The organism is Acidovorax sp. KPB24-03, assembly GCF_057546605.1.
The window spans coordinates 1-4,341 of the sequence record NZ_BAAJYR010000299.1 but is presented as its reverse complement, the minus strand read 5'-3'; the positions used below and the strand labels follow the sequence as shown (position 1 = coordinate 4,341).

Genomic DNA, 4,341 nt, shown 5'->3' with positions numbered 1-4,341 from the left:
TTTTTCTTTGGTTTTTTGGTGGCGACGGCGGCTTGGCTGCGTGGGATTGTGTCCATCCGTTGCGGACCGACCTGCAGTGGCTCTTTCAAAAGAATGCCGCACTGCCGCACTGCCGCACTGCCGCACTGCCGCACTGCCAGCGCATGGTCCGTCAGCCCATGGGCTAATGGGAAGCTGAGGGGAAAAGGACTTTGACATGTTGTCGATCCGGGTGCCCATTGCACCGTCGCAGGATGGACCCCATTGCTGTGCGCAAAAAAACCCTTTGTTTTTTGGATCCAACGGAAGGCGCATCGCAGCGGGCCTGTTCCAAACGGGCACAATCGCGCCTTTCGCCCCCTCGCCGTCAACGGATCGCCTCTGCCGCCACAGCCCGCCGCGCGGCAGCCTAGGGCGATGCAGGCACCGCGCGCCACCCCTTCCATGCCCATCGACCGCTCCCTGCCTCCACCCCATGCTGGCTCCGCCTCCGCCCGGCTGCAGTCCATCGACGCGCTGCGCGGGCTCGTCATCCTGTTCATGCTGCTGGACCACGTGCGCGAAACCTTTTTCCTGCACCACCAAGTCAGCGACCCCATGGTCGTCGCGGCCACCTCGCCCGACCTGTTCGCAAGCCGGCTGCTGGCCCACGTGTGTGCGCCGGTGTTCGTGTTCCTCACGGGGCTGTCCGCCTGCCTGTATGGTTCGCGGCAGGGCGGAGGCCGGGGGGCGGCCTCGGTGTTCCTGCTCCAGCGTGGGTGCTTCCTGGTCGCGCTGGAACTCACGCTGGTGAACTTTGCCTGGACCTTCCAGTGGCCGCCGCAGGTGGTGTACTTGCAGGTGATCTGGGTGATCGGCCTGAGCATGCTGGCCCTGGCTGCGCTGCTGTGGCTGCCGCGCACCGTGTTGATCGCCCTGGGCGTGGCGATCGTGGCCGGGCACAACCTGCTCGACGGGCTGCATTTTCCGTTCGGCCATGCGCTGCACATTCCCTGGGCGGTGCTGCACGACCGCGGCTGGATCGAAGTGGGCGAATCGCTGCGCCTGCGCACTTCCTATCCGCTGCTGCCCTGGATCGGTGTGATCGCGCTGGGCTATGCGGCCGGACCCTGGTTCCTGGCGTCCACGGATGCGGGCGCGCGGCAGCGCCGCCTGCTGGCCTGGGGCACGGGGCTGCTGGCCGGGTTTGCCGTGTTGCGCTGGTGGAACGTGTACGGCGACAAGCCCTGGGTGGCGGGCGACACGGCCCTGGCCACTGCGATGTCGTTTTTCAACGTGACCAAATACCCGCCTTCGCTGCTGTTCATCGCGCTCACGCTGGGCATCGGCCTGCTGGTGCTGCGGGCGTTCGAGCGGGCGCGGCCCGGGGCCGGGCTGCGGGTGCTGGCGGGGTTCGGTGCCGCGCCCATGTTCTTTTACCTGCTGCACCTGTACGTGCTCAAGCTGCTTTACCTCGCGGCGGTGGCCGTGTGGGGCAAGACCCAGGGCACGTATTTCGGGTTCGACGCCATGTGGGCCGTCTGGCTGTGCACGGCCGTCCTGGCCGTGGCGCTGTACCCTGCGGTGAAAGCCTTTGGGGCCTTCAAGGCGCGGCGGCGCGACATCGCCTGGCTCAAGTACCTTTGAGCGTGGGCGTTGCCGTCGCGAATGCCCGCGTCGGTGCGCAGCCGGGTCAGTGGGTTCGGCCGGAGGTGTCGGCCCGGTTCACCTCGACGGAGACGTGCACCAGTTCCTCGTGCACGCTCAGCAGGCGCTTGAAGAAGTCGGGCGCCACGGACGGATGGGCCGTGGACAGCGACAGGATGCAGGCGTACAGGCCCGTGCCAACACGCCACACGTGAAGGTCGCACACGCTGGCGGGAATGGGGCTGGCGGCGATCGCATCGCGGATTTCCTGCACCACGGGCGCGTCCATTTCCGCGTCCAGCAGCACCCGCCCGGTATCGCGCAGCAACCCCCAGGCCCAGCCCGCGACCAGGGCCGCGCCCAGCAGGCCCACGGCCGGGTCGAGCCAGTCCGCGCCCCACAGCAGCCCTCCGCACAGCGCGGCGATGGCCAGCACCGACGTGGCAGCGTCGGCCACCACGTGCAGGTAGGCCGACCGCAGGTTCAGATCGGCTGGCGTCATCCCATGGCTGTGGCCGTGGCGTTCATGCGCAGGGTGTTCGTGGTGCGAGTGGTGTGCGTGGTGTGCGTGGTGTGCGTGGTGTGCGTGGTGCGCATGCCCGCCCCGCAGCAGCCAGGCGCACGCCAGGTTGACCGCCAGTCCCAGTGCGGCCGTGAAGACGGCCTGCTCATACTGGATGGGCGCCGGGGCGAGGAGCCGCTGCACCGACTGGTAGACCATGAGCCCCGCTACGAGCAGCAGGAGGATGGCGCTGGTGTAGCCGCCCAGCACCTCGATCTTCCAGGTGCCGAAGGCGAAGCGGCCGTCGCTCGCGTGGCGCCGGGCCGCGGCATACGCCACGGCGGATAGCCCGAGCGCCAGGGCATGCGAGCCCATGTGCCAGCCGTCCGCCAGCAATGCCATCGAGCCGAAGGCCCAGCCGCCGACGATCTCTGCCACCATCATGGCGACCGTCAGCGCCACCGCCCAGCGGGTGTTGCGCTCGGCCAGGGGATTGCCGTGGCTGAAGACATGGGGGTGCTGCCAGCCGGCTGCAAGGGGGGCGTTGGCGGAAGGGTTTTGGGTCATGAAAGTCATGGTGAAAGATACTGTACCCCAGTATATTTTCAGCCTTTCGTACAATCCGGTCATGGCCCATACCATCCACGGAAAAAAGAAGCTCCTGGCCCGCGTGCGGCGCATCCAGGGCCAGGCCGCGGCCCTGGAGCGGGCGCTCGAACAAGAAGCAGACTGCATGGCAGTGCTGCAGCAAATCGCGGCCATCCGCGGCGCGGTGAACGGCCTGATGGCGCAGGTGCTGGAAGGCCACATCGTTCAGCACCTGGGTGACCCCGCAGCTCCCGCGCAGCAGCGCGCGCAGGACGTGGCGGCGGTGGCCTCGGCGCTGCGCTCCTACCTCAAATAGGCCGGGTGCTCCGGGGCAAGACCGCGCTCGGCCGCCGGCCAATCGGGCGCCCGAGCGGCGGATGCCGCCGTTGGCGACAATCGGGCCCATGTTTCCTTCGCCCTTCCTCCGCGCTGCCCTCGTTCTGGGCCTTCTTTCGGCCATCGGCCCCTTTGCCATCGACATGTACCTGCCGGCGCTTCCCGACATCGGGCGCAGCCTGGGCGCGCAGGTCGGCGCCGTGCAGTGGAGCCTGACCGCGTTCTTCCTGGCGCTGGGGGCGGGGCAGCTGTTCTACGGACCGGTGTCCGACATGGTGGGGCGCAAGCCGCCGCTGTATTTCGGGCTGTTGCTGTTCACCGCGGCGAGCGTGGGCTGCGCCCTGGCGACCGAGATCGAGACGCTGGTGGCGCTGCGCTTCCTGCAGGGTCTGGGCGCTGCCGCCGGGATGGCCATTCCGCGCGCCGTGGTGCGCGATCTGCACACCGGCACCGATGCCGCACGCCTGATGGCGCTGCTGATGCTGGTGTTCAGCGTGTCACCCATCCTCGCGCCGCTCGCGGGCAGCGGGGTCATCGCCCTCACCGGCTGGCGCGGCGTGTTCTGGGTGGTGGCGGTGGCCGCCATCGCGGGTTTGGCGCTGGTCTATGGCGCGCTGCGCGAGACGCGGCCTGCCGCCGACCGGGTGGAAAGCAGCCTGGGCGGCGCCCTGCGGGCTTACGGGCTGCTGCTGCGCGATCGCCATTACCTGGGCCTGGTCTTCATCGGCGGCTGCGCCATGTCGGGGTTCTTCGTGTACCTGGCAGGCTCGCCGTTCGTGCTCATCAACCACTACGGGCTCACGCCCACGCAGTACAGCCTGGCGTTCTCGCTGAACGCGGCGGCCTTCATCGGCTCGTCCCAGTTCACCGGCCTGCTCGGCCAACGGTTCGGCCTGGTGCCGCTCGTCAAGGTGGCGGCCAGCGCGGCCGGCGTGGTCATGGTGCTGTTGCTGGCCTACTACCTGCTGGGCGGCGACCAACTGGCGGTGCTGATCGCGCTGTATTTCGTGTCCAGCGCCTTCATGGGGCTGGTGATTCCCACCACCTCGGTGCTGGCGCTGGAGCAGCACGGCGCCATCGCCGGCACCGCCTCGGCCCTGCTGGGCACGCTGCAGATGCTGACGGGTGCGGCGGCCATGGGCATCGTCGGCCTGTTTGCCAACGGCCAGCCGTTGCCCATGGTGATCGGCATGGCCGCAGGCGCGCTGGTGGGGGTGGCGCTGACCTGGATCACGCTGGCGGGCCCGCCTGCCGCCGGGCCGGTGGAGGCGCGGGTTTGAGCCCCGGTCCGGGCGCGGCCGCCATGGGGG

4 protein-coding genes are annotated in these 4,341 nt (G+C 68.9%); 3 read left to right on the top strand and 1 reads right to left on the bottom strand.

Annotated features, from left to right (window positions below; translation table 11 throughout):
* Positions 1-423: 423 nt before the first annotated feature.
* Positions 424-1,605, top strand: a complete 1,182-nt coding sequence (locus AC27KI_RS19575) for an acetyltransferase domain-containing protein (protein WP_284430724.1) — start codon at positions 424-426, stop codon at positions 1,603-1,605.
* A gap of 46 nt (positions 1,606-1,651) precedes the next feature.
* Here AC27KI_RS19575 and dmeF read toward each other — a convergent pair whose 3' ends face one another.
* On the bottom strand, positions 1,652-2,674 hold the full coding sequence (gene dmeF / locus AC27KI_RS19570; RefSeq protein WP_487115363.1) for a CDF family Co(II)/Ni(II) efflux transporter DmeF: 1,023 nt from the start codon (positions 2,672-2,674) through the stop codon (positions 1,652-1,654).
* A 61-nt stretch (positions 2,675-2,735) separates the two neighbouring features.
* On the opposite strand from dmeF, the gene AC27KI_RS19565 reads away from it, so the two are divergent.
* Together AC27KI_RS19565 and AC27KI_RS19560 are read left to right on the top strand one after the other, a co-directional pair.
* Positions 2,736-3,011 carry a metal/formaldehyde-sensitive transcriptional repressor gene (locus AC27KI_RS19565; RefSeq protein ID WP_284406194.1) on the top strand — a complete coding sequence of 92 codons (276 nt, stop codon included), beginning with the start codon at positions 2,736-2,738 and terminating at the stop codon, positions 3,009-3,011.
* A gap of 88 nt (positions 3,012-3,099) precedes the next feature.
* A complete protein-coding gene (locus tag AC27KI_RS19560) occupies positions 3,100-4,311 on the top strand; it encodes a multidrug effflux MFS transporter (protein WP_487115361.1) in 1,212 nt (403 codons plus the stop codon).
* The last annotated feature ends 30 nt before the right edge of the window (positions 4,312-4,341 follow it).